Source organism: Streptomyces sp. NPDC101234 (assembly GCF_044767525.1).
GTDB lineage: Bacteria > Actinomycetota > Actinomycetes > Streptomycetales > Streptomycetaceae > Streptomyces > Streptomyces sasae.
In genome coordinates this window covers 106,304-131,643 of the sequence record NZ_JBIWOA010000012.1, presented here as the reverse complement: position 1 = coordinate 131,643, position 25,340 = coordinate 106,304, and the positions used below count along the sequence as shown (strand labels likewise).

Genomic DNA, 25,340 nt, shown 5'->3' with positions numbered 1-25,340 from the left:
CCCTCCCTACGGTGTCGTCATGACCGCGAGCGACGACACCGTCGAGACACCCCCCGCCCTGGCCTTCGCCGCCACCTCCGGCCTGGATGCCTGGCTCGCCGCCCACCCCGCCCCGCATCCCGGCCTCTGGGTGAAGGTCGCCAAGAAGGGCTCGGGCCTGGCCTCCGTCACCTGGGCCGAGGTCAACGACGTAGCCCTCTGCCACGGCTGGATCACCGGGCAGCGCAAGGCGCTGGACGCGACGTACTTCCTGCAGAAGATCACCCCGCGCAGGCCGGGCAGCCTCTGGTCCATGGTCAATGTGCGCCGGGTGGCGGAGCTGACCGCCGCCGGCCGGATGCGTCCCGCGGGGCTCGCGGAGGTGGCCGCCGCCCGGGCGGACGGGCGGTGGGACGCGGCGTACGAGCCGCAGAGCGAAGCCGGTGTCCCCGAGGACCTGGCGGCGGCGCTGGAGCGGAACCCCGAAGCCGGGACGGCCTTCGACGCCCTCGGGCGGACGGACAGATACCAGGTGATCTTCGGGCTGCTCACGGCCCGCACCCCGCGGGGCCGGGCGAACCGGCTGGCGGCCGCCCTGGCCGGGCTGTCCTCCCGCACGCGGACATGACCGAGCGCCCGGCCTCCGTGCAGGAAAACAGAGTGGCGGGCGCTACGGGCAGTGACAAGCAGGGGACGGGGGTGTCCGGAAGCCGCGCCGCTTCCGGCGGTTCCCGCCGTCGGGTCACGCGTTCTTGATCGCCGAGATGTCGAAGTTCAGCTTGATCTTGTCGGAGACGAGGACGCCACCGGTCTCCAGCGCCGCGTTCCAGGTGACGCCCCAGTCGGAGCGCTTGATCTCGGCCTTGCCCTCGAAGCCGACGCGCTCGTTGCCGAACGGGTCCTTGGCGGCACCGTTGAACTCCAGGTCGATGGTGACCGGCTTGGAGACACCGAGGATCGTGAGGTCGCCGGTGATGCGGTAGTCCTCGCCGCCGAGGGCCTCCGCCTTGGTGGAGCGGAAGGTCATCGTCGGGAACTCGTCGGTCTTGAAGAAGTCCGCCGACTTGAGGTGACCGTCACGGTCGGGGCTGCCCGTGGTGATGCTCGCCATCGTGATGTCGAGCGAGGCGGTGGACTGCGAGGGGTCCTTGCCGTCCAGGTGCAGGGTGCCCTCGAACTCCTGGAAGCTGCCCTTGACGTTGGTGACCATCGCGTGGCGGGCCACGAAGCCCAGCGTCGTGTGCGCGGGGTCGATCGTGTAGTCGCCGGTCAGCGCGGCCGTGTCGGCGGTGGCGCCGGCGGCGGTCGTCTCGTCGTTCTTGCGGCCGAAGATGCCCATGACGTCTGCTCCTTGGGGGACGGGTCGCGGCTTCGAAGCGGTGGACACCGAAGACGCGCCGTTGATGTTTAACGTTCAACGAACTTAACGAAAGCCACCGTAGACCTATTCCGTTCAATATTCAACATCATCCGTCGGTGTGTCGCGGTCATTACTCAGCGTCACTTCAGGTTACCTGTCTCGCTGTGCGGTGGAGGGGTGCGACTAGGCTCTGCGGGTATGGGGCGCGGGGGGCCTGGGGGCCGTCCGGGGGCCCCTGTCACTCCGGGGGCGGTACGGCCCGCCGGTTGATGTGAGCCGCGTCTCAGGTGGTGTCTTTGTGGCACCCCTACAACACCGAAGCCCTCTGAACAGTTGGAACGACTGCATGCTGTTCTGGTTCTGTTCAGTGCTTCCAGGAAAACGCGTCGGAGACTGTACGGAGTCGACGTCTCGCATTCCTTGGTGTCCTTCGTAAGGTCACTACATGACCGTTTTGGAAGAGACGACGGGCGAGCCCACCGGCGAACCGACGGACGCGCGCGGGCGGGTCGCCGAGCTGCACGAGATCCGTGCGGCCGCCGTGGCGGGACCCAGCGAGAAGGCGACCGAGGCGCAGCACGCCAAGGGCAAGCTGACGGCCCGGGAGCGCATCGAGCTGCTCCTGGACCCGGGTTCCTTCCAGGAGGTCGAGCAGCTGCGCCGGCACCGTGCCGTCGGCTTCGGCCTGGAGGCCAAGAAGCCGTACAGCGACGGTGTCATCACCGGCTGGGGCACGGTCGACGGCCGTACCGTCTTCGTCTACGCCCATGACTTCCGGATCTTCGGCGGTGCGCTGGGCGAGGCCCATGCCACCAAGATCCACAAGATCATGGACATGGCCATCGCGGCCGGCGCGCCCCTGGTCTCCCTCAACGACGGCGCGGGCGCCCGTATCCAGGAGGGCGTCTCCGCCCTCGCCGGCTACGGCGGCATCTTCCAGCGCAACACCAAGGCGAGCGGTGTCATCCCGCAGATCTCCGTGATGCTCGGCCCGTGCGCCGGCGGCGCGGCCTACTCGCCCGCCCTCACCGACTTCGTCTTCATGGTCCGCGAGACCTCGCAGATGTTCATCACCGGACCGGACGTCGTCAAGGCGGTCACCGGCGAGGAGATCACCCAGAACGGCCTCGGCGGCGCCGACGTCCACGCGGAGACCTCCGGCGTCTGCCACTTCGCGTACGACGACGAGGAGACCTGCATCGCGGAGGTCCGCTACCTCCTCTCCCTCCTCCCGCAGAACAACCGCGAGAACCCGCCCCGCGCCGAGTCCACCGACCCCGTCGACCGCCGCTCCGACGTCCTCCTGGACCTGGTCCCGGCGGACGGCAACCGGCCGTACGACATGACCAAGGTCATCGAGGAGATCGTCGACGACGGCGAGTACCTGGAGGTCCACGAGCGCTGGGCGCGGAACATCATCTGCGCGCTGGCCCGGATCGACGGCCAGGTGGTCGGCATCATCGCCAACCAACCGCAGGTCCTCGCGGGCGTACTGGACATCGAGGCGAGTGAAAAAGCTGCGCGCTTTGTCCAGATGTGTGACGCTTTCAATGTTCCGATCGTCACCTTCCTGGACGTACCGGGCTTCCTCCCCGGTGTCGACCAGGAACACGGCGGGATCATCCGTCACGGCGCGAAGCTCCTCTACGCCTACTGCAACGCGACCGTGCCGAGGATCTCGCTGATCCTGCGCAAGGCGTACGGAGGTGCCTACATCGTGATGGACTCCCAGTCGATCGGCGCCGACCTCACGTACGCCTGGCCGACCAACGAGATCGCGGTCATGGGCGCCGAGGGTGCGGCCAACGTGATCTTCCGTCGGCAGATCGCCTCCGCCGAGGACCCCGAGGCCATGCGGGCCCGCATGGTCAAGGAGTACAAGTCCGAGCTCATGCACCCCTACTACGCGGCCGAGCGCGGCCTGGTCGACGACGTCATCGACCCGGCCGAGACCCGCGAGGTGCTCGCCAAGTCGCTGGCGATGCTGCAGACCAAGCACGCCGACCTGCCGTCCCGTAAGCACGGCAACCCCCCGCAGTAATCCTGCGGAAACCTCTCTCACGGAGACTGACACCCATGAACGTGCCTGACATCCGCGTCGAGAAGGGCAACGCCGACCCGGAGGAAGTCGCCGCCATAACGGCGGTCCTCCTGGCCCGCGCGGCCGCCCGGCCGACCGCCGACACCGAGCAGACCCACCGAGGCCGCGCCAAGGCCGGCTGGCGCCGCCTGGACCGCGAAAACGGCTTCCGCGCCCCCCACAGCTGGCACTGACCCCTCCGGGCGACGTGCACCACGGCCCCGCCACTCCTTCGGGAGGGCGGGGCCGTGGTGCGTCTTCAGGTGATGCCGACGGTGACACCGGGGAAGCCGAGGGCGGTCCGTATGACAAAGGGGCCCGTTCCGGACGGAAAGGGCCCCTCGGAGAAACAGCCGCTAGCGCAGGCGGGCCATCAGCGCGTGCTCCACGAGAGTGATCAGCGCCGACTTCGCATCGGCACGGTGCCGGGCGTCCGTCGTGATGATCGGGGTGTCGGGGCCGATCTGGAGCGCCTCGCGGACCTCTTCGGGGTTGTACGGCTGGCTGCCGTCGAAGCCGTTGAGGGCGACGACGAACGGCAGACCGCTGTTCTCGAAGTAGTCGACCGCGGGGAAGCAGTCGGCGAGCCGGCGGGTGTCGACCAGGACGATCGCGCCGATCGCGCCGCGCACCAGGTCGTCCCACATGAACCAGAAGCGGTCCTGGCCGGGCGTGCCGAACAGGTACAGGATCAGGTCCTGGTCCAGGGTGATACGACCGAAGTCCATGGCGACCGTGGTGGTCGTCTTGTCCCCGGTGTGGGTGAGGTCGTCGATACCGGCCGACGCGGACGTCATCACGGCCTCTGTGCGCAGCGGGTTGATCTCCGAGACAGCGCCGACGAACGTGGTCTTGCCCACGCCGAAGCCGCCCGCCACCACAATCTTCGCTGAGGTGGTGGAGCGGGAAGGACCGCCGCTAGAGCTTGCGAAGTCCACTGAGCACCCTTTCGAGCAGTGTCACGTCTGGCTGGCCGCCGGCGTTCTCGTCGCCGCCGGGCTGATGGATGGCGACCAGGCCCGCCTCCGCCAAGTCGGCGACGAGGATCCTGGCCACGCCGAGGGGGATCGACAGGAGGGCCGAGACTTCGGCCACCGACTTGATCTCCCGGCAGAGATTGCAGATCCGCTGATGCTCGGGCAGCTGGCCCTGCATCTGGTGCGGCTGTGCGGTGGTGTGCACCAGCGCCTCGATGGCGAGCTGGTACCGCGGGCGGGTCCGGCCGCCGGTCATGGCGTACGGACGCACCAGCGGGTTGTTCGACGCCCCGGCGGGCGCCGGCTCGGGGCGGCGGTGCGGCTGCACCGGCTGGATGCGCGGCGCCGGAGGCTGGTCGTACGGCGACGGACCGGGGCCCTGCGGCGCGTACGGCTGCCGGTGGCTGGGCGTGGAGGGGAAGTTGTACCGGTTCGCGGAACCGTCGCCCGGGCCCTGCGCAGGACCGTACGACCAGTTGCCGTTATTCGAACCGCCTGGGGGTGTTGCCACTTTCTCTCCTCCTCCGACCGTGCCGGGCACCCATCCTTGTGGAGCCGCGTCCCGAAACCTTACGGCCCCGGGACGCCAAAACGCACCGTCTGACTATTAGTTGAGAAGGCTTCCTTGGAGTTCCTGGCGCAGATCCGGGGTAAGAACCGTGCCTGCGCGGTCCACCAAAAGGGCCATCTCGTACCCAATGAGGCCGATGTCGGCCTCCGGGTGGGCGAGGACCGCCAGCGAGGAACCATCAGAAACGGACATGATGAAGAGGAATCCCCGCTCCATCTCCACAACCGTCTGATTCACGTGGCCGCCCTCGAAGATCCGGGAGGCGCCTGCCGTCAGAGACGTCAGACCGGAGGCGACGGCCGCGAGCTGGTCGGCGCGGTCGCGGGGGAAGCCTTCGGACATCGCCAGAAGGAGTCCGTCGGCGGAGACCACCACCGTGTGGGACACCCCCGGGGTGTTGTCCACGAAGTTGGTGATCAACCAGTTCAGGTTCTGTGCCGCCTGGCTCATCGGGCTCACACTAACGCTCCTGGTTGTAGGTGCTGTCAGGGCCGAAGCCCTGGCCGTTCGTTTCACTGCCTGCGCTGCGTCCGCGTTCGACGCCACGACGCAGGTTGCTCAGCCTGCCCCGGATGTCCTCCGGGGCGCGGGAGACCTGTGGGCCTCCCTGAGGGGTGCTCTCGGCGGCTCCCTCGACCAGGTTGGCCTTGGGTACCCGCCTCGGCAGACCGGAGGAGGTGACCCCGCCCGCCTTGGGCTTGCGCAGCTGCGCGGCCTGCTGCCAGCGCTCGTCGTTCTGGGAACGCCAGCTGTCGTCGCCACTCGGTTCCGCGGCCGGAGCCGCCGGTGCCGGTGCGTGCCGCGCGGGACCCGTGCCGTTCGAGCCGCCCGTGCCACCGGTGGAGCCCCGGCGGGGCAGCCCGGCGTTGGTCAGCTGGTGACCGGCGGAGGGGGCCGCTCCCGGACGGTCGAAGCCTACGTGGTTCCGCTCGTCCACGTCACCGGCCTGCGCCGACTCCGCTTCCGGAGCGTACTGGGCCGGGTAACCGTTCCGGTAACTGTCCTGCTGCGGCCAGTCGTCCTGGTAGGCCTGCTCCCCGAAGGCCGGGAACGAGTCCGGGGCGGCGGCCTGCGCGGCCGCGGGCTCCTCCTGGAGCGGCTCCGGATAAGCGGGCTCGGGGTAGCCGCCACCGGTGGAGAACGGGTCGTTCTGCGGCAGGCCGCCGTTGGGCGCGTAGAACTGCTCGTCGTACGTGCTCTGCGACTGCTCCTGGTACGACGGCTGCGCGTCGAAGGCCGCCGGCTGCTCCTGGAAGCCCGTACCGCCGGTGTCGTAGCCCTGCCGGCCGCTGTCGAACTCGTCGACGTACGCCGGGATCTCGGCGGTCTCCTGCGGCGCCTGAGGCGTCTGCAGGCCCTGTACGGCCTCCGGGCCGTGTGTCTGGGCCTCCAGGGCCGCCCGGCGCTCCTCGCGCATCAGGGAGCGGCCCACGGGGTCGAGGTCGCGGATGTCGTCGGGGACCTCGATGTAGCGGCTGTCGTCGAAACCGAGTTCGGCGGCGGTGCGCATCGGCTGGAGCTGCGGCTGCTGGAAGCTCTCACCCTGGAACTGCTGCTCCGGGATGATCTGCGAGACGGTGAACTCGTCGCGGTCCATGGGCTGCTCGCCGCCACCGCCGTGCGTGATCGCGTCCGGCAGCATGACCAGCGAGGTGGTGCCGGCCTGCTCGCCGGAGGGGCGCAGCTGGACCCGGATGCCGTGCCGGTCGGACAGCCGGCCGACCACGAAGAGGCCCATGCGCTGGGAGATCGCGGCGTCCACGGTCGGCGGGTTGGCCAGCTTGTGGTTGATGTCCGCGAAGTCCTCGGCGGTGAGACCGATGCCCTTGTCGTGGATCTCGATCATGACGCGGCCGTCGGGGAGACGGGTCGCGGTGACCCGGACCTTGGTCTGCGGGGAGGAGAACGTCGTCGCGTTCTCCAGGAGCTCGGCCAGCAGGTGCACGAGGTCGGTCACGGCACGGCCGTGGATCTCGGCCTCCGGGACGCCGGAGAGCTCGACGCGCTCGTACTGCTCCACCTCGGAGGAGGCGGCGCGCAGCACGTCGACCAGCGGGACCGGCTGGTCCCAGCGGCGGCCGGGCTCCTCGCCGGCGAGGACCAGGAGGTTCTCGCCGTTGCGGCGCATACGGGTCGCGAGGTGGTCCAGCCGGAAGAGGTTCTCCAGCTGGTCCGGGTCGGCCTCGTTGTTCTCGAGGTCGGTGATCAGGGTCAGCTGGCCCTCGATCAGCGACTGGTTGCGGCGCGACAGGTTGGTGAAGATCGCGTTGATGTTGCCCCGCAGCAGGGCCTGCTCGGCGGCGAGCCGCACGGCCTCGCGGTGGACCTGGTCGAACGCGCGGGCGACTTCGCCGATCTCGTCGGTCGAGGTGATCGGGATCGGCGCCACCCGGGTGTCGACCCGGCCGGGGTCGGTGCGGGAGAGCTGGTCGACCAGCATCGGCAGGCGCTGCTCGGCGATGCCGAAGGCGGCGTTGCGCAGCTGGCGCATCGAGCGGGACATCTGGCGGGCCACCATGCCGGCCAGGATGAACGCGGCGAGCAGCGCGACCACGACCGCGGCACCGGTGATGAACGCCGAGGTCTTGGCGTCGTCGGCGATGCTGGACGCCTCGCTCACCGCCTTGTCGGCCATGTCCGACTCGATCGTGCGGTAGGCGTTGTACTTGAGTGTGTTGACCGCCCACCAGTTCTCGGCGGTGATGCCCTTGGCGGCCAGCAGCTGCCGGGTGGTGGTGTCGGTGTTCTGGAGCGTCGCCAGCGCCGAGACCATCGTGGTGGTGCTGGACGGCGGAGCCACGTAGTTCGGGTCCTTGGCCTTGGCCTGCTGGACCATCGCCGCGCCGTCGGTCTTGATCTTCTTCTCGAGATCGGTGAGCTTCTGCGCGTCGGCCTCGGTGCCACCGCCGATGTACTCCTCGACGGCGATGCCTTCGAGGTAGGCGTACGAGGAGAGGGCGACACGCTGCGAGGCCAGGTTGCCGGCGTCGGGGCCGGGCTTGATCAGCAGGTGCATGCCGATCGACCGCTCCAGCGACAGGGCCGCCTTGGTGAGCGAGATGGCGTAGACGGTACGGCCGTAGGAGGTGATGTTTCCGGTGCCCAGACCGAGTTCGTTGGCGAACTCCATGAGCGGGTGGGCTATCTGGGTGTAGCCCTCCTCGGTCTGCACACCGGTGAGCTTGGTGGTGTACGCCGCGGCGCGGAGGTTCGTGAGCTGGGGCTCGGCCTCGCGGAACAGCTTCAGCCGGCGTTCGAGGCCGGCTTTCTTGGGCATGTTCTGTGCGGCGGCGTCGAAGGCGTCGGCGGCCTTGTCGGTCAGCGCGCGTGCGTCGGTGACCGTCTGCTTGTTCTTGTTCAGGAGCAGCGGTGCCGCGGTGATGTCACGCTCGTTGTAGAGAGCGTCCCCGTAGCTCAGGGCGGCGCGCACCAGACGCGCGGTGTTCTCCGCGTCCTGGGCTTCCTGCCAGGTGTCGATGGAGCTCTTCACCTGGAAGCCGCCCATGACCAGGCCGACGACCACGGGTATGAGCAGGATCGCGTTCAGCCTGGTCGGTACTCGCCAGTTCCGCGGGGAGAAACGGCCGCCGCTCTTCGCGGGCGCGGCCGGTGGTTCCGCGGCTGGCACAGGGGTGGGCGCCGCAGCGCGCGGCGGCGGGGTGAAGTTGCCCCGTGCCGACGGCTCGGGACCGTTCTTGCTTCGCCTCACTCGACCAACAACCTCTCGGCGGCGGGCACCTATCGTCGTGCCGCAGTCTCTCAGAGCCCGGTGTGTCACAGACCACTAGGGAGTACGTCTTTGACTATTGGGCAGTTCAGGCATTCCAGCATGGGGCCCTGCGCACTACCAAACAGTCCATTAGGGCAGAGCGCACGGATGTAAGGCCCAGATAAAACGGTCATAAAGAGCGAGCCCCGCCAAAAGGCGGGGCTGTTGTGAGCGCAGCGGTACCGCGCGACCGCGACGCGTGGCGATACCACCGGATTCCTCTGCCGAAACGTTATGAACACCGGAGCCGACCGTGTCAAAGGCCACAGTCGGCTCCGGTTTCCTTACGACAACTGCCGTACACGACGACGAACTTGTCCGCGGTCCGGCTGCTACCGCAGGCGGGCCATGAGAGCGTGCTCCACGAGAGTGATCAGCGCCGACTTCGCATCGGCACGGTGCCGGGCGTCCGTCGTGATGATCGGTGCGTCCGGTCCGATCTGCAGCGCCTCGCGTACCTCTTCGGGCGTGTAGGGCTGGTGCCCGTCGAAGCCGTTGAGCGCGATGACGAACGGCAGACCGCTGTTCTCGAAGTAGTCGACCGCGGGGAAGCAGTCCGCGAGCCGGCGGGTGTCCACCAGGACGACCGCGCCGATCGCACCGCGCACCAGGTCGTCCCACATGAACCAGAAGCGGTCCTGGCCCGGCGTACCGAACAGGTACAGGATCAGGTCCTGGTCGAGCGTGATACGGCCGAAGTCCATGGCCACCGTGGTGGTGGTCTTGTCCCCGGTGTGGGTCAGGTCGTCGATGCCCGCCGAGGCGGACGTCATGACGGCCTCCGTGCGCAGCGGGTTGATCTCGGAGACCGCTCCCACGAACGTGGTCTTGCCGACGCCGAAGCCGCCCGCCACCACGATCTTCGCGGAGGTGGTGGCCCGGCCTCCGTCAGAGCTTGCGAAGTCCACTGAGCACCCTTTCGAGCAGCGTCACGTCAGGAGCGCCACCGTTGTTCTCGTCGCCACCCGGCTGGTGGATGGCGACCAGGCCGGCCTCGGCGAGGTCGGCCACCAGGATCCGGGCCACACCCAGCGGCATGGCGAGCAGCGCCGACACCTCGGCCACCGACTTCACCTCACGGCACAGGTGGCAGATGCGCTGATGCTCCGGGAGCAGCCCCATGAGCGCTGCCGGGTCGGCCGTGGTGCTGATCAGCGCCTCGATGGCGAGCTGGTAGCGCGGCCGGGTCCGGCCGCCGGTCATCGCGTAAGGACGTACCAGCGGCTGGTCGCCCTCGTCCCCGTACGGCTCCGCGTACGGATCATGAGAGGCGGTGGGCGGGGTCATCGTTCCTCCGGGCGGGACAGCAAGTCGGTCAGTCGTGCCGTCGGACGTGGCCGGTGGGGGGATTGTGGCGGCCGGACGGTGATTTGGTGAGGTGGGTTGGATCCAGGCTGTCAGTGGAGCAGACTGCCTTGCAGTTCGGCGCGCAGGTCGGGCGTGAGCACCGCGCCCGCGCGGTCGACCAGCAGTGCCATCTCGTAGCCGACGAGGCCGATGTCGCACTCCGGGTGGGCCAGCACGGCGAGGGACGAGCCGTCGGAGACGGACATCAGGAAGAGGAAGCCGCGTTCCATCTCGACGACCGTCTGCGCCACGTTGCCGCCCTCGAAGATCCGGGAGGCCCCGGCGGTCAGTGAGGTGAGCCCGGACGCGACGGCCGCCAGCTGGTCGGCACGGTCACGCGGGAAGCCTTCGGACATCGCCAGAAGGAGACCGTCGGCGGACACGACGACGGTGTGGGACACACCCGGGGTGTTGTCCACGAAGTTGGTGATCAACCAGTTGAGGTTCTGTGCCGCCTGGCTCATCGGACTCAACTAACGCTCCTGCTGGTGAGTGGGGTTCGGGAAGCTGCCGGTCTGCTGGCCGGGTGCGGCCTGCCTGCCCTGCGCGATACCCCGACGGAGATTGGTCAGCCGGCCACGGACGTCATCAGGCGAACGCGAGACCTGCGGACCTGCTTGGTGCTGTTGCTGCTGCTGTGCGGTACCCGGTACGAGGTTCGCCCGGGGCACTCGCCGCGGCAGCCCGGAGGTGGTGACACCGCCCGCGGCCGGCTGCCGTACGCGCTCCGCCTGACGGACGAGTTCGTCGTTGGGCGAAGGGCGCCAGGAGCTGGTCGCGGGACGCTGGGGGGCCGCGGCCACGGGGGCCGACGGCTGCTGGGGGACGGGCGGGAGCGGCGCCGGGCTGTTGCCGTTGACGTTGCCGTTGACGTTGCCCTGCGCGCCGTTGACGTTGCCGTTGCTCTGCGGGCGCTGCTGCTGCTCCTGCGGGCCGCCGTGGAACCAGTTGGTCTCCAGCGTGTCGTACAGCGGGGTACGACCGTCACCGGGACCGCTGGCCGGCGGCAGTGCCTCGGGCTCCTGACGGGCGGGCGGCAGGGTCGGAGCCGGCGGACGCTGGGCCGCGCCGTAGTCGATGCCGCGGCCGTTGGTCTGCGGACGCTCGAACTGACCCGTGTTGTGCTGGCCGTTGCCGTTCTGGCCGTTGTTCGCGTAGCCGTTCTGGCGGCCGGGCAGGGAGTGCTGCCCGGTGGAGCTGCCGTCGAAGGACGGCGTGCCGAACTGGCCGGTGGAGCCGTTGTCGTAGGCCTGCGGAGCGGCGAACTGCCCGGTGTTCTGGGAGCCGTTCTGCGGCGCGGCCGGCGTACCGAAGACGTCGGAGCGGACGAACGAGCCGGTGTCCTGCTGGCCGTTCATGCCGGGGCGCGGGAAGGAGCCGGTGTCCTGCTGGCCGTTCATGCCCGGGCGGGGGTACGAGCCGGTGTTCTGGGAGCCCGTGTTGAAGTCCGGGCGCGGGAACTCGCCGGTGGACGACGGGTTCTGCGGGATCGCCGGCATCTGCGAGGTCGCGCCCAGGTCCTGCCGGTCGTCGATGCGGGGCATCGGCGCGGTGTGGGTCGGGTCCTGCTCGTCATGGCCGCGCGGGGTGTCCAGCGAGGCGCGGGAGAGCGGCGGCTGGGCGTTCTCGTCGCTCCAGCTGGGCCGGCCCGCCGGCGGGTTGCCGCCGGGCAGCTCGGCCCGCGGGCCACCGCGCGGCGGCAGCTGGGGCTGATGGCCCTGGTCGGCGGAGCTCGCGGAGCGCTGCGGCGGGACCGGACCACGGTTGCCGAACGCGTCCTGACCGCCGAAGGAGTCCTGCCTGTTGCCGAACGCGTCCTGGCCGCCGAAGGCACCGGCGCCCGCGGTCGGCCGGCCCTGCGGCGGAGCCGCCGGACCCTGCGGACCCCGCGCGCCGCCCGGCGCACCGGGACGACCGCCGTTCGGACCGGCACCGGGCAGTGCGGCCCGGGGACCCTGGCCCGCACCGACCTGGCCGCGCGGACCGGCACCGGCACCGAGCAGTCCGCCACCGGAGGGCCCGCCGGAACCGAGGGCACCACCGCGCCCGCCGCCCGCGGCGGCACCACCGCCGAGAGCCGGGGCCGGGGCACCCGCACCGAGCGAACCGCCCTGGCCGTTGCCCCGCCGGGCCGCGGACGCACCGGCCGCGGCCTGCGCGGCGGCCGGACCGCCGGTCGGAGCCGGGGCGCCGGACTTGCCGGGACCGGGCTTCTTGCCGCCCTGGGCGACATCGACCGGGAGCATGACCAGCGCGGTCGTACCACCGGAGTCGGACGGACGCAGCTGGATACGGATGCCGTGCCGCTGCGACAGACGACCGACCACGAACAGACCCATGCGGCGGGAGACCGAGACGTCCACGGTGGGCGGCGAGGCGAGCCGCTCGTTGATCGCCGCGAGGTCCTCGGGGGAGAGGCCGATACCGGTGTCGTGGATCTCGATCAGCACCCGGCCGTCGGGCAGGGCGTGACCGGTGACCTTGACCTTGGTCTGCGGCGAGGAGAACGAGGTGGCGTTCTCGAGCAGCTCGGCGAGCAGGTGCACGAGGTCGTTGACCACGCGGCCGGCCACTTCGGTGGTCGGCACGGAGGCCAGCTCGATGCGCTCGTACTGCTCCACCTCGGACGCGGCGGCGCGGAGCACGTCGACCAGCGGGACCGGGCGGGTCCAGCGGCGGCCGGGCTCTTCACCGGCGAGGACCAGGAGGTTTTCACCGTTACGGCGCATACGCGTCGCGAGGTGGTCGAGCTTGAAGAGGGAGGACAGCTGGTCCGGGTCGGCCTCGCGGGACTCCAGTTCGGAGATGAGCGAGAGCTGACGCTGGATGAGGCCCTGGGAGCGGCGCGAGAGGTTGGTGAACATCGCGTTGACGTTGCCCCGGAGGAGGGCCTGCTCGGCGGCGAGGCGGACCGCCTCGCGGTGCACGTCGTCGAAGGCCGCGGCCACCTGGCCGATCTCGTCCCGGGAGTGCACACCGACCGACTCCACGGACGTGTCGACGTCCTGCGGGTCGGACTCGGAGAGCTGCTTGACCAGCTCGGGCAGGCGGTCCTGGGCGACCTTGGTGGCGGTCTCCTGGAGGCGGCGCAGCGAGCGGATCATGGAGCGGGCCACGACGAAGGCGCCGACCAGCGACACACCGAGGACGAGCAGGATCAGCGCACCGGAGATGATCGCTTCCTGCTCGGAGGAGGCGCGCAGCTCGCGGGCCTTCTGCTCCATGTCCTCGAGCAGTGTGTGCTCGATCTTCTTCATCTGCTCGATCTTGGTCGAGCTGTCGTCCACCCAGTCGCGGTACGACCGCTTGGCGAGCTCGTTCAGACCGTTCGTGGCGCCGAGCGCACGCTTGGCGTAGGTGTCCGCGGACTCGATCGTCGGGTTGTTGCCGTCGATCGGGCTGAGCAGCGAGGACGCGTTGCCCACGTAGATCTTGCGGAAGATCGTCAGCTCGGAGGTCTCGCTCTCCTGGGCCGACTCGGCGTACAGCCGGTCGTTCTCGGAGAGGTCGCCGGAGGAGGTGTTGTTGGCGGGCAGGGCCGCGGCGATGACGGCTCGCTGCACCGACGCGTACTCCTTGGCGGTGGAGAACGCCGCCAGGGCGCGGGTGCGCTGGATCATCTCCGAGTTGCTGGAGGCCTGCGCCATGTCCTGCGAGAGGTCGATCAGCTGGGTGATCAGCCGGTGGTAGGACTCGACCGTCTGGGTCGAGTTCTCCTTCTGCTGGAAGGCGTCCTTGCGGATCTTCGCCAGGTCGTCCAGCTGGCCGGCCAGACCGACGAGGCTGTCGCGGACGCCCTGGAGCTGACCGTTCTTGCTCGCGTTGTCGATTTCCTCGGAGGCATTGATGAAGTTCTCGCGGGCCCGGTCGGTCCTCTGCTCAAGGCCCTTGACCGTCACGTCGTTGGGGGACGCACCGTGTGCCAGCGGACCCGCAGACTGGTCGCGCTCCTCCTGGAGCGCGGCGGCCAGCTCGGTGGCCTGCGCGGTCATGTCCGTCAGCAGCTTCATGTTGTCGAGCTGCTGGATGTCGTCGAGCGACTGGTTGATGCGGACCGCGCCCAGCGTCGTCGCCGCCACCACGGGGAGCGCGAGCAGCGACACCAGGCGCGTGGAGATACGCCAGTTGCGCAGGGCTATGCGCGAGCCCGGGTTCGAGATGCCCTTGGCGGGCTTGACCGTCGGCGTCGGTGCGGCGGTCGGCTGGGGGCCCGAGGACCCCGAAGACGCCGACACGGCGGGGCGCCCTGGGCGCTCACCGCCGTCACCACCACCGGCCGGAGCCGGGCCCTGGTTCTGGGCGTGCTGGGGCGAGGAACCGCGGTCGGTCCCGCCGTGCGCCTCCGGCTCTGCCGAAGCGCTGCCATCCCTCTTGAATCGTCCCTGCACTAGCGTCGCAACCTCTGGACCAGGCACCCCTCCGCTGAACGGAGGGACACGGTGTCGGCGTTGTAGGGGGGAGCGCCCTGAATACGCCCCCAGTTGGTCGTCAGTGTGACCGGCGCTGGCTCCCCCTGTCTCGCCGCCACTCGGCGCTGCGTTGCGCCCCCTGCGCGCCGGCTCGATCCCGCGGCGGTCCGTGGAATTCCAGCACAGTGCCGGATCTCCAACAAGGGCCGTGGACCGAGCTGTGACCTCCGTGACAGCGTGTGAGTGACACGTTACGAGATGTCGAAGCCGATCGCGTACATAACGGACGTATCCCTGCCAGTCGCGAGCGCGCGGGGTGTGTCCCAGTCGCCATGATCAGGAGCGGAATGACTGGTTCAGTTCGCCAATGTCCGTTTCGTAGCGTCGAGTTGCCGGTCCGAAATGACCGCTTTGCCCTCGCCTTCGTGAGCAAACTCACACGCGGATCAAGGCCACTTGGCGGCTTCCGTCGGGAATTCGATGTTTAGCCTGGCGCTTTACAAGAGGGAAGTCTCTGCCAACCCACACGACACGACGGGGTCTACGACAACCGTGAAGACGACGATGATGTTCCGCAACATAGCCAACCCCCGGCGCACCACCCTCGCCCACCTCAAGGACGCCGAGGAACTGCAGACCCCGGAGCTCCCCGAGCACTCCCTCGACCTCCCCGCCCAGACCGCCAACCCCCGGCGCACCGTTCTCATGGAGATCCCGGCCGGGACCTCGGTCGGCGAGTAGTACGAGGCAGGGTCGCCGTTCACTCACTCACCCGGTCACCGGGTTATTCCACGGCGGCCGCCCCTTACCGCGTTAGCCTGGAGCGTCAGACTCCAGCCGGCTCAGTGAGGGGCGCAAGGATCCCGTGCGCATCGCCAGGTTCTCCATCGACGGGAACGTCGCCTTCGGCGCCGTCGAGGGCGACAAGCAGGACGAACTCGTCCTCGACATCATCAAGGGCATTCCGTTCACGGACTTCGAGCTCTCCGGGACCAAGGTCCCGCTGAGCAAGGTCCGGCTGCTCCCGCCGGTACTCCCGAACAAGGTCGTCGCCTACGGCCGCAACTACGCGGAGCACGCGAAGGAGCTGGGCAACGAGGTCCCGGACGTCCCCTTCGCCTTCTTCAAGCCGTCCACCTCGGTGATCGGCCCCGGCGACGCCATCCAGTACCCCCCGTTCTCCCAGGACCTCCACCACGAGGCCGAACTGGCCGTGGTCATCGGGCGGCTGTGCCGCGAGGTCCCGCGCGAACGCGTGGCGGACGTCATCTTCGGCTACACCTGCGCCAACGACGTCACCGCCCGCGACGTCCAGAAGCGCGAGAAGCAGTGGGCCCGGGCCAAGGGCTTCGACACCTCCTGCCCGCTCGGCCCCTGGGTGGAGACGGACCTGGACCTCGCCACCGCGTCCGACCTGACGGTCCAGCTCACGGTCAACGGCGAACAGCGCCAGCTCGGCCGCACGAGCGAGATGATCCACTCCATCGAGGACCTGATCGTCAACATCTCCGAGGCCATGACGCTGCTCCCCGGCGACGTGATCCTCACGGGCACCCCGGCAGGGGTCGGCCCCCTGAACGTCGGCGACGAGGTCGCCGTCACCATCGAAGGCATCGGCACTCTCACCAACAAGGTTGTCAAGCGTGGCTAGCGCACCCTCCCCCAGGCCCTCGACTTCGCTCGCGCTGGGGGTACCCCCACGCGTACGTTTCTGCCCCTCGCCCACCGGTAACCCCCATGTGGGCCTGGTCCGCACCGCCCTGTTCAACTGGGCGTTCGCCCGGCACCACAAGGGCACCCTGGTCTTCCGCATCGAGGACACCGACGCGGCCCGCGACTCCGAGGAGTCGTACAACCAGCTGCTCGACGCGATGCGCTGGCTGGGCTTCGACTGGGACGAGGGCCCCGAGGTCGGCGGCCCGCACGCGCCGTACCGCCAGTCGCAGCGGATGGACATCTACCAGGACGTCGCCGCCAAGCTCCTGGACGCCGGTCACGCCTACCACTGCTACTGCTCCCAGGAGGAGCTGGACAGCCGCCGAGAGGCCGCCCGCGCCGCCGGCAAGCCGTCCGGCTACGACGGCCACTGCCGTGACCTGAGCGCCGAGCAGGTCGAGGAGTACAAGGCCCAGGGCCGTACCCCGATCGTCCGCTTCCGGATGCCCGACGAGACGATCACCTTCACGGACCTGGTCCGCGGCGAGCTGACCTTCACCGCGGAGAACGTCCCGGACTACGGCATCGTCCGCGCCAACGGTGCCCCGCTGTACACGCTGGTCAACCCGGTCGACGACGCCCTGATGGAGATCACCCACGTCCTGCGCGGCGAGGACCTGCTCTCCTCCACCCCCCGCCAGATCGCCCTGTACAAGGCGCTGACCGAGCTGGGCATCGCCAAGCAGACCCCCGCCTTCGGCCACCTCCCCTACGTCATGGGCGAGGGCAACAAGAAGCTGTCGAAGCGTGACCCGGAGTCGTCCCTCAACCTCTACCGCGAGCGTGGGTTCCTCCCCGAGGGCCTGCTCAACTACCTCTCCCTGCTGGGCTGGTCGCTCTCCGCGGACCAGGACATCTTCTCGATCGACGAGATGGTCGCGGCCTTCGACATCGCGGACGTCCAGCCCAACCCGGCCCGCTTCGACCTGAAGAAGTGCGAGGCGATCAACGCCGACCACATCCGGATGCTGGATGTGAAGGACTTCACGGAGCGCTGCGCCCCCTGGCTCAAGGCGCCCTTCGCCCCCTGGGCCCCGGAGGACTTCGACGAGTCGAAGTGGCAGGCGATCGCCCCGCACGCCCAGACCCGCCTGAAGGTCCTCTCGGAGATCACCGACAACGTCGACTTCCTCTTCCTCGCGGAGCCGGTCGTCGACGAGGCGTCCTGGACCAAGGCGATGAAGGAGGGCAGCGACGCCCTCCTGGCCACGGCCCGCGAGAAGCTGGAGTCCGCCGACTGGACCTCCCCGGAGTCCCTGAAGGAGGCTGTCCTGGCCGCCGGCGAGGCCCACGGCCTCAAGCTCGGCAAGGCCCAGGCCCCGGTCCGGGTGGCCGTCACCGGCCGCACGGTCGGCCTGCCGCTCTTCGAGTCCCTGGAGGTCCTGGGCAAGGAGAAGACGCTGGCCCGCATCGACGCGGCGATGGCGAAGCTGACCGCGTAACGCATACGCGCAGGAGGGGCGGCAACCGGATCACCGGGGGCCGCCCCTCGCGCGTTCCCGATCCGTCTCCGAGAGTTAACCTCTACGGCCAAGCCCGGCTTCCTGTGCGGACGTTGGATGTTCCCTGTGTGCATGATGTGCATGCGCGGCCGGTACAGGGGTGGGGGACGACGTGACCCGTTCACGGAACAAGGCGATCCGTTCGCGAAGACTGGCCACGGCCGTCGCCGCCGGAGCAGTGGCTCTGAGCTGCGCAGCGGCGGCCTCGCCCGCGCAGGCCGGGCCCGTGCTCCTGCCGCCGCCGGTCGGCTTCGTCACGCTCAGGTCGGAGCAGCCGACCGTTGTCCACTACATGTGGGCGGGGGCGTCCGGGTTCCAGTGGGAACCCCGGTCCTCCGCCGGCCCCGGCACCTGGGTGGACTACCCGGGCTTCGTCCCGCCCGCGCACGCCGGCCCGGACGACCTGGCCACCGGCACCGACGTGGTCAGCACCTGGGACGGTGCCGAGGTCACCCAACAGCACCACTCCACCGGCGTGACCGCCACCGTCACCATCCCGGCGGGCCAGACCTACCGGACCACGTCCGGCTGGAGCGTACTCACCCAGGACGCCTCCGGCACCCCGCACGTCCTGCGCGCCGCGGCCGACGGCTCCACCACCGATCTCCCGGTGACCGGGCTCCCCGCGGGCGCCCGGCCCACCGGCTACCTCGCGGGGGGCTCGGTCCGCCGCGCCGCGCTCGTCTACACCTTGGACGGCACGACCTCCGTGGGTCTCGTGGACCTGAGCGACGCTACCTTCCGCACCTACGTCACGGGGGTGGCCGCCGATCCGGCGGTCCGCTTCAACGACCGCTGGCTGGTCGCCGACTGGAGGCACATCCGCGTCGACGCCGCCCCCGGTACCGAGCCCGGCCGACTTCCCCGCTCGCCCGCCGAGCTGGTGGCCGTCGTCGGTGACCAGCTCCTCATCGGCAACCCGACCTTCGTCCTGCCCGGCACCAAGCCCGCGCTGACCGCCCTGTCGCTCACCACCGGCGAGACCGGCACCGTCCTTGCGAACTCCTACGGAGGAATGGTCCCGACCCCGGACGGCGGCGCGCTCGCCACCGCCGGGCCCTCCAGCTTCGACTGGAACGTCCACCGCATCACCCCCACCGCGGACGGCTCCACCGCCACCACGAAGGTGGCCCGGGTCCCGGCCGACCGGGTACCGGTCGAGGGGCTGGCGATGGCCGGGGGCGAGCTGTTCCTGGACGGCAGGCAGGGCATCGGTCACCGGATCTCCGGCTTCGCGCTCAACGCCGCCGGCGCGCCGGTCGGACCCCAGACCGGGCGCAGCCCCATCCTGGCGGACGCCACCTGCCTCCCCGGCGACACCGCCTGCCCGCAGCTGGAGGCCCTCGGTGACGGACACGTCGCCTCCCTCTTCACCGACTCCTCCGGCCAGGAGTACGTGGTCCGGACCGGCCTCGGCGTCGACACCGCCTCCCTGCAGAGTGTGCCGGTCGGCGACTCCCGCGGCCGCATCGCCGGCGGCACCGGCCGCTACGTGCTCTACAACGGCGGTACGCCCGGCGTGCAGAAGATCGTCGACTTCCCGCGCGGCGCCACGACCGGCAAGGTCGCTCTCAGCCGCAACCGGACCGCGGCCGCCCTGTGGGGCCAGGTCCTGTGGACGCCCGGCAGCACCAAGGGATCGATCACCGGCCGCGATCTGAAGACCGGCAGGACCACGGCCGTCGTCACCGGCTTCCGGTGCAGGCCCACCGACATCCAGGCCGTCGACAGCCGTCTCTACTGGAGCTGCGGCGCCTCGGGCCCGGCCGGCGTCTACGACCGGGCGGCCAAGCGGAACATCCCCGTACCCGCCGGTTCCGCTCCGGCCCGCCTCGGCGACGGCTTCCTGGTACGGGAGAACCGGACCACGCACCAACTGCTGCTCACCGACGTCCACACCGGTACCGCGAAGACGAGCGTCCTGGCCGTGCTGCCCACGACCGACCAGAACACCGGCGGCAGCAACGGCCGTTGGGCCGTGGACCGGTTCGGCGGCCCGATCGCCTACCTCGGGTACGACGGGAAGGTGTGGATCGTCCCCAGCCGCGTCCCCACCTCGCCGCTGGCCCAGCTGGAGGCGCAGGTCTACTCGCCGTCCGTCATCACCAGGTCGGGCCCCTGGGCACCGGTGTGGCAGCTCAGCAAGCCGTCCTCCTGGACCCTGACGCTCGCCACCCCCTCCGGCACGGTCCGGCGCACCCTGACCGGCACCTCCACGGGCGCGGCCGTACGCCCGGCCTGGGACGGCAGGACCGACAGCGGCGGCGGCGCCGCGACCGGCAGGTACACCTGGAAGCTCACCGCCCGCCCCCGCGACGGCCAGGGCCGGAACCTGACCCTGACCGGCACGATCACCCTGGGCTGAGGGCGCGCGGAGAGTACGGTCGGTGTCATGACGATCAGGGCCGTGGTCTGGGACGTGGACGACACTCTCTTCGACTACACGACCGCCGACCGCGAGGGCATGCGGGCGCATCTGGCGGCGGAGGAGCTGCTCGCGGGGTGGGAGAGCGCGGAGGCCGCCCTGGTGCGGTGGCGGGAGATCACCGATCAGCAGTGGGCGCGGTTCTCGGCGGGCGAGGTGAGCTTCGAGGGGCAGCGGCGGGACCGGGTGCGGGTGTTCCTGGGCGTGACACTGAGCGACGCCGAGGCCGACGACTGGTTCCGCCGCTACCGGATCCACTACGAGGACGCCTGGGCCCTCTTCCCGGACGTCCTGCCGGCCCTGGACGCGCTCGCGGCCAGCCACCGGCATGCCGTGCTGTCCAACTCCAGCCTGCACGTCCAGGACCACAAGCTGCGCACGCTCGGTGTGCACGACCGCTTCGAGGCCATCCTGTGCGCCGCCGAACTGGGCGTCTCCAAGCCCGCGGCCGGTGCCTTCCTGGCGGCCTGCAAGGCGCTGGAACTCGCCCCGCACGAGGTCGCGTACGTCGGCGACCACCCGGAGATCGACGGACGCGGAGCCGCCGACGCCGGGCTGCTGTCGGTGTGGATCGACCGTCGCGGGCCGTCCGCCGGGGCCGACGCACCCGTCGGGCCGCACCGGATCGCGTCCCTCGCCGAACTGCCCGCGATCCTCCGCGCCGATACCCGTTTTGGAGCCCCGTCCACCTTCAGGTAATGTTCTTCCTGCGCCGCCGGGGAGCGGGCCGAAAGGCCGGAACCGGAGGAGCAAAACTAGAACAAGAACCCCTCAGGGGCTTGCGTTCCAGTGGCCTATGGTGTAATTGGCAGCACGACTGATTCTGGTTCAGTTAGTCTTGGTTCGAGTCCAGGTAGGCCAGCTCGCAGAGCTCATCTGCACGTGCGGATCACATCCGCAAGCCCCCGTTGTGTAGCGGCCTAGCACGCTGCCCTCTCAAGGCAGTAGCGCCGGTTCGAATCCGGTCGGGGGTACGGTAATCATCTGTGGATGATCGCTAGGGCCCCCGTTGTGTAGCGGCCTAGCACGCCGCCCTCTCAAGGCGGTAGCGCCGGTTCGAATCCGGTCGGGGGTACGAACTGGTCTAAACCACATTGGTCTATGGTGTAATTGGCAGCACGACTGATTCTGGTTCAGTTAGTCTTGGTTCGAGTCCAGGTAGACCAGCTCGGATCTGCGGCGTTGTACATCAAACGCTTGTAAGATCCACGCCCCCGTTGTGTAGCGGCCTAGCACGCCGCCCTCTCAAGGCGGTAGCGCCGGTTCGAATCCGGTCGGGGGTACAGGAGAAGGCCCTTCGCTTCGGCGGAGGGCCTTCGTCGTACCCGTCGGCGCCGGCTACTGGAAGCCGTACCGCCGCGACGACTCCTCCTCCTGGGCCAGCCGGTGCAGCGCCTGCAACACCGGCTCGTTGAGAATCGCCCCCAGGACCGCGAACTCGATCCGCTCCGGCTCCGACGGCTGCGTCTCCAGGAGGTCCAGGTCGAGGACCGCCGTCCGGTGCATCAACTCGGCGTAGGGCGCGAGCACTTCGGCCCCCCAGTCATAGCCGAGCCGGCGGAACGCGGCCACCGCCACCACCAGCGAGCGGTACGCGGGGGAGATGGTCGTGAGCTGCTTGGCGTTCTCCCAGCCGAGCCGGTCGAGCAGCGTGCCGACCTCGTCGTGCGCGGCCCGGACGTACTCGTCGTCCTCGTCCGGCTCCGGCACCTGCGGCAGCGCCCACAGCGCCGCGCCCAGGCGGATCGTCCGGCCCAGGGACTCGTCGTCCACGTGCCCGAGCACCTCGCGCACCTTCGCCACCGGCACCCGGCCGACCTGGATCATCGCCCGCACCAGCCGCAGCCGGCGCAGATGCTCCTCGTCGTACTCGGCCGTCGTGGCGTTCACCTGGCGGCCCGGCGGCAACAGCCCTTCGCGCAGGTAGTACTTGATCGTCGCGGCGGACACCCCGCTGCGCGCGCTCAACTGGGCAAGCCGCATCTCTTGCACCCTTCCTTGGTAAGTGTCACTATCCAAGCATGTCGGAAGGATAGTGGCGCTATCTGATGAGGGGGACCGTCATGTTCGCGAAACCGGTGCCGGGCCGTACGACCGCGGCTGCTGAGGGAGATGTGGTCGTGCTGCTCATCGGCATGCGGATCAACCACTTCTGGGCGGCGCACCAGTGGTTCCCGGTCATGCGGTCGATGATCCGCATGCTGCGGGAGCTCGGGCGGGACCCCGGCCGGGGGCTGCGGGGGCACGTCCTGCTCACCGCCTCGCCGCGTACGTACTACGTCGTCCAGTACTGGGAGTCGAAGGAGAAGCTGTACAAGTACGCGAGCTCGCCGGACATGCTCCACCACGGGATGTGGGCCGTCCTGAACCGCAAGGAGCGGGCGGGCAAGCTGCGCCGGCACGTGGGCCTGTGGCACGAGACGTATGTGGCACCCGAGGGCTCGTACGAGTCGATCTACTTCGACATGCCGGAGTTCGGCCTGGGCGCGGCGAACGGGGTGGTGCCGGTGGAACAGCGCGGCCGGTACGGGAAGGACCGGTTCGCTTATCGATCCGCGTGAGTGGAGCGCCCCGTCAGGGGCGCGGGGAACTGCGCGACAAGCCACGACGGTGCGGCGGCCGGGCGACGGCGGGTGGGGGGCAGACGCGGCGCCGTGGGGGCTTCGGCCACTGGGCGGGTGCGGGCCGCATCGGGCTGGTCGCGCAGTTCCTCCCCCAGCCTCCGGCCGGGGGTACCCCCAGCGCCCCTGGGTGGGACCAGTTCCCGTGCCCAAAAGGTTCAGCTCTCCTCGGAAAGGGCCTGCCGCGGCGTTGAGGCCGGCCCTTTCCGGCAAGAACATCCCTGGGGCGTCAGCCCGTGCGGCGCAGAGCCTCCGACAGGCGGGCCGCCGCGTCGATCACGGCCTGTGCGTGCATACGGCCGGGGTGGCGCGTGAGGCGCTCGATCGGGCCGGAGACGGAGACGGCCGCCACCACCCGGTTGGAAGGCCCCCGCACCGGCGCCGACACCGACGCCACGCCCGGCTCCCGCTCTCCGATGGACTGGGCCCAGCCGCGGCGGCGGACACCCGAGAGGGCCGTCGCCGTGAAGCGGGCGCCCTGGAGGCCGCGGTGCAGCCGCTCCGGCTCCTCCCAGGCCATCAGGATCTGCGCGGAGGACCCGGCCTTCATCGTGAGCGTCGAGCCGACCGGGACCGTGTCCCGAAGGCCGGACAGGCGTTCCGCGGCGGCGACGCAGATACGCATGTCGCCCTGACGGCGATAGAGCTGCGCGCTCTCACCGGTGATGTCACGGAGATGCGTGAGCACCGGGCCCGCCGTCGCGAGCAGGCGGTCCTCGCCGGCGGCCGCGGCCAGTTCCGCGAGTCGCGGGCCGAGAATGAAACGGCCCTGCATGTCGCGTGCCACCATGCGGTGGTGTTCCAGAGCCACGGCCAGCCGATGGGCCGTGGGTCGTGCCAGTCCGGTGGCCCCGACCAGACCCGCGAGGGTGGCCGGACCGGACTCCAGAGCGCTGAGGACAAGGGCCGCCTTGTCCAGAACGCCGACGCCGCTACTGTTGTCCATGCAACGATACTCACGTCTCACTCTGTGAAACGCAAGTTCAATTTTCCGTGGAACGCGCCACCCTGGAGAGACACAGTGGCCCGCGGACCAACGGGCCCGGCGGCGGACGCCCGGAATCACGACTTCAGGGGCCCTTGGTTGAAGGGCAGCCGCCGCTTCCTCAAGATCTCTAGTTGGGCCGGTGGACGTTTGCCGGCCGGAGGGAAAGCGATGGGTAGGACACTCGCGGAGAAGGTCTGGGACGACCACGTCGTCCGGCGCGCCGAGGGCGAGCCCGACCTCCTCTTCATCGATCTGCACCTGCTGCACGAGGTGACCAGCCCGCAGGCCTTCGACGGTCTGCGGCAGAACGGCCGCCCGGTGCGGCGCCTCGACCTCACCATCGCGACCGAGGACCACAACACCCCCACCCTCGACATCGACAAGCCCATCGCGGACCCGGTCTCCCGGGCCCAGCTGGAGACGCTGCGCAAGAACTGCGCCGAGTTCGGCGTCCGGCTGCACCCGCTGGGCGACGTCGAGCAGGGTGTCGTGCACGTCGTCGGCCCCCAGCTGGGTCTGACGCAGCCCGGTACGACCGTCGTCTGCGGCGACTCCCACACCTCCACGCACGGCGCCTTCGGCGCCCTCGCGTTCGGCATCGGCACCTCCCAGGTGGAGCATGTGCTGGCCACCCAGACGCTGCCGCTGGCCCGCCCGAAGACCATGGCCATCACGGTCGACGGCGAGCTGCCCGACGGCGTCACCGCCAAGGACCTGATCCTGGCGATCATCGCCAAGATCGGTACCGGCGGCGGCCAGGGCTACATCCTGGAGTACCGCGGCTCCGCCATCGAGAAGCTCTCGATGGAGGCCCGCATGACCATCTGCAACATGTCGATCGAGGCCGGCGCCCGCGCGGGCATGATCGCCCCCGACGAGACCACCTTCGCGTACATCAAGGGCCGTGCCCACGCCCCCGAGGGCGAGGACTGGGACGCCGCGGTCGCGTACTGGAAGACCCTGAAGACGGACGAGGACGCGGTCTTCGACGCCGAGGTCCACATCGACGCCGCCGCCCTCTCGCCGTTCGTCACCTGGGGCACCAACCCCGGCCAGGGCGCGCCGCTTTCGGCCGACGTCCCCGACCCGGCTTCGTACGAAGACGCTTCGGAGCGCCTCGCCGCCGAAAAGGCCCTGGAGTACATGGGGTTGGAGGCCGGTCAGCCGCTGCGGTCCATCGACGTGGACACCGTCTTCGTAGGCTCCTGCACCAACGGCCGTATCGAGGACCTGCGCGCCGCCGCCGAGATCCTCAAGGACCGCAAAGTCGCCGACGGCGTACGGATGCTGGTCGTCCCCGGCTCCGCGCGGGTCGGTCTGCAGGCCGTCTCCGAGGGTCTGGACGTCGTCTTCAAGGAGGCCGGCGCCGAATGGCGGCACGCGGGCTGCTCGATGTGCCTCGGTATGAACCCCGACCAGCTGGCTCCGGGTGAGCGCTCCGCGTCCACCTCGAACCGCAACTTCGAGGGCCGGCAGGGCAAGGGTGGCCGTACCCACCTGGTGTCCCCGCAGGTCGCGGCCGCCACGGCCGTCCTGGGCCACCTGGCCTCCCCGGCCGACCTGTCCGACGCTCGTACGCCCGCTGGAGTCTGATCA

21 protein-coding genes and 5 tRNA genes are annotated in these 25,340 nt (G+C 69.9%); 15 read left to right on the top strand and 11 right to left on the bottom strand.

Going from position 1 to position 25,340, the window contains the following annotated elements; all coding sequences use genetic code 11:
• Positions 1-19: 19 nt before the first annotated feature.
• The gene (locus tag ACIRR9_RS22895; protein ID WP_384567340.1) at positions 20-607 is read left to right on the top strand and encodes a YdeI family protein; all 588 of its coding nucleotides are present in this window, start codon (positions 20-22) and stop codon (positions 605-607) included.
• A gap of 114 nt (positions 608-721) precedes the next feature.
• On the opposite strand, the gene ACIRR9_RS22890 is transcribed toward ACIRR9_RS22895, so the two are convergent.
• Positions 722-1,318, bottom strand: a complete 597-nt coding sequence (locus ACIRR9_RS22890) for a YceI family protein (protein ID WP_403754688.1) — start codon at positions 1,316-1,318, stop codon at positions 722-724.
• 466 nt (positions 1,319-1,784) lie between these two features.
• Between ACIRR9_RS22890 and ACIRR9_RS22885 the strand changes: the two genes are divergently transcribed.
• Entirely contained in the window at positions 1,785-3,380 is a 1,596-nt protein-coding gene (locus ACIRR9_RS22885) for an acyl-CoA carboxylase subunit beta (RefSeq protein ID WP_123973914.1), read from the top strand.
• A gap of 35 nt (positions 3,381-3,415) precedes the next feature.
• The gene (locus ACIRR9_RS22880) at positions 3,416-3,613 is read left to right on the top strand and encodes an acyl-CoA carboxylase subunit epsilon (protein WP_123973913.1); all 198 of its coding nucleotides are present in this window, start codon (positions 3,416-3,418) and stop codon (positions 3,611-3,613) included.
• Positions 3,614-3,775: 162 nt separating this feature from the next.
• Here the strand turns inward: ACIRR9_RS22880 and ACIRR9_RS22875 are convergent, their stop codons facing one another.
• The 8 genes from ACIRR9_RS22875 to ACIRR9_RS22840 form a co-directional block, all read right to left on the bottom strand.
• Positions 3,776-4,357 (bottom strand): ATP/GTP-binding protein, encoded by a 582-nt coding sequence (locus tag ACIRR9_RS22875; protein ID WP_123973912.1) that lies wholly within the window; start codon positions 4,355-4,357, stop codon positions 3,776-3,778.
• Positions 4,338-4,907, bottom strand: a complete 570-nt coding sequence (locus tag ACIRR9_RS22870) for a DUF742 domain-containing protein (RefSeq protein ID WP_365344613.1) — start codon at positions 4,905-4,907, stop codon at positions 4,338-4,340. Before ACIRR9_RS22870 ends, ACIRR9_RS22875 begins: the two co-directional genes overlap by 20 nt.
• A gap of 96 nt (positions 4,908-5,003) precedes the next feature.
• Complete coding sequence (locus ACIRR9_RS22865) at positions 5,004-5,417, bottom strand: roadblock/LC7 domain-containing protein (protein ID WP_123973910.1); 414 nt, start codon at positions 5,415-5,417, stop codon at positions 5,004-5,006.
• A 10-nt stretch (positions 5,418-5,427) separates the two neighbouring features.
• On the bottom strand, positions 5,428-8,676 hold the full coding sequence (locus ACIRR9_RS22860; protein ID WP_403754682.1) for a nitrate- and nitrite sensing domain-containing protein: 3,249 nt from the start codon (positions 8,674-8,676) through the stop codon (positions 5,428-5,430).
• Positions 8,677-9,068: 392 nt separating this feature from the next.
• Positions 9,069-9,644: an ATP/GTP-binding protein gene (locus ACIRR9_RS22855; RefSeq protein ID WP_046729249.1), complete on the bottom strand. Its 576-nt coding sequence runs from the start codon at positions 9,642-9,644 to the stop codon at positions 9,069-9,071.
• On the bottom strand, positions 9,625-10,023 hold the full coding sequence (locus ACIRR9_RS22850) for a DUF742 domain-containing protein (protein ID WP_019058642.1): 399 nt from the start codon (positions 10,021-10,023) through the stop codon (positions 9,625-9,627). The genes ACIRR9_RS22855 and ACIRR9_RS22850 overlap by 20 nt, the downstream gene beginning before the upstream one ends.
• 110 nt (positions 10,024-10,133) lie before the next feature.
• Entirely contained in the window at positions 10,134-10,547 is a 414-nt protein-coding gene (locus ACIRR9_RS22845) for a roadblock/LC7 domain-containing protein (protein ID WP_003973453.1), read from the bottom strand.
• 9 nt (positions 10,548-10,556) lie between these two features.
• Entirely contained in the window at positions 10,557-14,471 is a 3,915-nt protein-coding gene (locus tag ACIRR9_RS22840; protein ID WP_403754678.1) for a nitrate- and nitrite sensing domain-containing protein, read from the bottom strand.
• Between the two features lie 573 nt (positions 14,472-15,044).
• On the opposite strand from ACIRR9_RS22840, the gene ACIRR9_RS22835 reads away from it, so the two are divergent.
• From ACIRR9_RS22835 to ACIRR9_RS22790, 10 genes are all read left to right on the top strand, one after another.
• On the top strand, positions 15,045-15,233 hold the full coding sequence (locus ACIRR9_RS22835) for a hypothetical protein (protein ID WP_123973907.1): 189 nt from the start codon (positions 15,045-15,047) through the stop codon (positions 15,231-15,233).
• A gap of 124 nt (positions 15,234-15,357) precedes the next feature.
• A complete protein-coding gene (locus tag ACIRR9_RS22830; RefSeq protein ID WP_403754675.1) occupies positions 15,358-16,143 on the top strand; it encodes a fumarylacetoacetate hydrolase family protein in 786 nt (261 codons plus the stop codon).
• The gene (gltX, locus tag ACIRR9_RS22825; protein WP_403754672.1) at positions 16,136-17,650 is read left to right on the top strand and encodes a glutamate--tRNA ligase; all 1,515 of its coding nucleotides are present in this window, start codon (positions 16,136-16,138) and stop codon (positions 17,648-17,650) included. The genes ACIRR9_RS22830 and gltX overlap by 8 nt, the downstream gene beginning before the upstream one ends.
• A gap of 172 nt (positions 17,651-17,822) precedes the next feature.
• Positions 17,823-20,075, top strand: coding sequence for a hypothetical protein (locus tag ACIRR9_RS22820; protein WP_403754669.1), 2,253 nt, complete (start codon positions 17,823-17,825; stop codon positions 20,073-20,075).
• A gap of 27 nt (positions 20,076-20,102) precedes the next feature.
• On the top strand, positions 20,103-20,834 hold the full coding sequence (locus ACIRR9_RS22815) for an HAD family hydrolase (RefSeq protein ID WP_403754666.1): 732 nt from the start codon (positions 20,103-20,105) through the stop codon (positions 20,832-20,834).
• Positions 20,835-20,925: 91 nt separating this feature from the next.
• Positions 20,926-20,997: transfer RNA gene (locus ACIRR9_RS22810), tRNA-Gln, on the top strand.
• A 39-nt stretch (positions 20,998-21,036) separates the two neighbouring features.
• Positions 21,037-21,109: transfer RNA gene (locus tag ACIRR9_RS22805), tRNA-Glu, on the top strand.
• A 28-nt stretch (positions 21,110-21,137) separates the two neighbouring features.
• A tRNA-Glu gene (locus ACIRR9_RS22800) sits at positions 21,138-21,210 on the top strand.
• A 20-nt stretch (positions 21,211-21,230) separates the two neighbouring features.
• Positions 21,231-21,302: transfer RNA gene (locus ACIRR9_RS22795), tRNA-Gln, on the top strand.
• A 43-nt stretch (positions 21,303-21,345) separates the two neighbouring features.
• Positions 21,346-21,418: transfer RNA gene (locus ACIRR9_RS22790), tRNA-Glu, on the top strand.
• A gap of 55 nt (positions 21,419-21,473) precedes the next feature.
• Here ACIRR9_RS22790 and ACIRR9_RS22785 read toward each other — a convergent pair.
• Positions 21,474-22,118: a MerR family transcriptional regulator gene (locus tag ACIRR9_RS22785; RefSeq protein ID WP_403754663.1), complete on the bottom strand. Its 645-nt coding sequence runs from the start codon at positions 22,116-22,118 to the stop codon at positions 21,474-21,476.
• An 80-nt stretch (positions 22,119-22,198) separates the two neighbouring features.
• Between ACIRR9_RS22785 and ACIRR9_RS22780 the strand changes: the two genes are divergently transcribed.
• Positions 22,199-22,696: a DUF4188 domain-containing protein gene (locus ACIRR9_RS22780; protein ID WP_403754660.1), complete on the top strand. Its 498-nt coding sequence runs from the start codon at positions 22,199-22,201 to the stop codon at positions 22,694-22,696.
• A gap of 289 nt (positions 22,697-22,985) precedes the next feature.
• Here ACIRR9_RS22780 and ndgR read toward each other — a convergent pair whose 3' ends face one another.
• Complete coding sequence (gene ndgR / locus ACIRR9_RS22775; protein ID WP_089098541.1) at positions 22,986-23,702, bottom strand: IclR family transcriptional regulator NdgR; 717 nt, start codon at positions 23,700-23,702, stop codon at positions 22,986-22,988.
• 210 nt (positions 23,703-23,912) lie between these two features.
• Here ndgR and leuC point away from each other — a divergent pair, with 210 nt between their 5' ends.
• The gene (gene leuC, locus ACIRR9_RS22770) at positions 23,913-25,337 is read left to right on the top strand and encodes a 3-isopropylmalate dehydratase large subunit (protein WP_403754656.1); all 1,425 of its coding nucleotides are present in this window, start codon (positions 23,913-23,915) and stop codon (positions 25,335-25,337) included.
• Positions 25,338-25,340: the final 3 nt, after the last annotated feature.

Bases quoted from the DNA above. Each gene is read 5' to 3' on its own strand.
- ACIRR9_RS22895 (WP_384567340.1), top strand. From the start codon at position 20: ATGACCGCGAGCGACGACACCGTCGAGACACCCCCCGCCCTGGCCTTC.
- ACIRR9_RS22890 (WP_403754688.1), bottom strand. From the start codon at position 1,318: ATGGGCATCTTCGGCCGCAAGAACGACGAGACGACCGCCGCCGGCGCC.
- ACIRR9_RS22885 (WP_123973914.1), top strand. From the start codon at position 1,785: ATGACCGTTTTGGAAGAGACGACGGGCGAGCCCACCGGCGAACCGACG.
- ACIRR9_RS22880 (WP_123973913.1), top strand. From the start codon at position 3,416: ATGAACGTGCCTGACATCCGCGTCGAGAAGGGCAACGCCGACCCGGAG.
- ACIRR9_RS22865 (WP_123973910.1), bottom strand. From the start codon at position 5,417: ATGAGCCAGGCGGCACAGAACCTGAACTGGTTGATCACCAACTTCGTG.
- ACIRR9_RS22850 (WP_019058642.1), bottom strand. From the start codon at position 10,023: ATGACCCCGCCCACCGCCTCTCATGATCCGTACGCGGAGCCGTACGGG.
- ACIRR9_RS22845 (WP_003973453.1), bottom strand. From the start codon at position 10,547: ATGAGCCAGGCGGCACAGAACCTCAACTGGTTGATCACCAACTTCGTG.
- ACIRR9_RS22815 (WP_403754666.1), top strand. From the start codon at position 20,103: ATGACGATCAGGGCCGTGGTCTGGGACGTGGACGACACTCTCTTCGAC.
- ACIRR9_RS22785 (WP_403754663.1), bottom strand. From the start codon at position 22,118: ATGCGGCTTGCCCAGTTGAGCGCGCGCAGCGGGGTGTCCGCCGCGACG.
- ACIRR9_RS22780 (WP_403754660.1), top strand. From the start codon at position 22,199: ATGTTCGCGAAACCGGTGCCGGGCCGTACGACCGCGGCTGCTGAGGGA.
- ndgR (WP_089098541.1), bottom strand. From the start codon at position 23,702: ATGGACAACAGTAGCGGCGTCGGCGTTCTGGACAAGGCGGCCCTTGTC.
- leuC (WP_403754656.1), top strand. From the start codon at position 23,913: ATGGGTAGGACACTCGCGGAGAAGGTCTGGGACGACCACGTCGTCCGG.